The 620-nt window shown below is 73.2% G+C and carries 1 pseudogene; it reads right to left on the bottom strand.

Annotated features, from left to right (window positions below):
- Positions 1-620: pseudogene (locus AC1RQF_RS33475) on the bottom strand (type VI secretion system ATPase TssH); the annotation flags it as partial.

Here is a 620-nt window from a genome sequence, read left to right as displayed (position 1 = left end):
TGGATCGACGCACCGAGCGCGCGCTCCAGATCGACGATCCGCTGCGCCTCGTCCTGCGCCAGCTGCGCGACGGGAACACCGGTCCACTCCGCCAGCACCTCCGCGATCACATGCTCGTCGACCCACGGCCGCACCCAGCGATCGGCTTCCGCCAGCGCCGCGCTGTCTCCCGTTTCCTCGGCCGACGCGCGCATCCGCGCGAGCCACGCGCCGACTTCCTCGCGCTGGGTCGCGACCACGCCTTCGAGCGTGCGCGCCTCTTGCACGAGATGGTCGCGCTGCGTCTCCAGCTCGGCCTCGTCGCCGGGTGTCGAAACCCCCATGCGCCGGTCGCTCGCGCGCCAGTCGAGCGTCTGCCCGATCGCCTGCGCCTGTTGCCCGAGCCGTTCCAGTTCGGCCGGCGCGCAGCGCTGGCTCATCGCCACCCGCGCGCAGGCCGTGTCGAGCAGGCCGATCGCCTTGTCCGGCAGCTGCCGCGCCGGCAGGTAGCGGCGCGACAGCGCCACCGCGCTGCGCAGCGCCGCATCGACGATATGCACTCCATGATGCTCGGCGAAGCGCGACGCGATGGTCCGCAGCATGCCCACCGCCGCCGCGTCGTCCGGCTCCTCGACCGGCAC

This window comes from Burkholderia sp. GW821-FHT14F03, assembly GCF_058803765.1.
The sequence above is the reverse complement of the archived record's forward strand: the minus strand, read 5'-3'. Positions and strand labels throughout refer to the sequence as shown.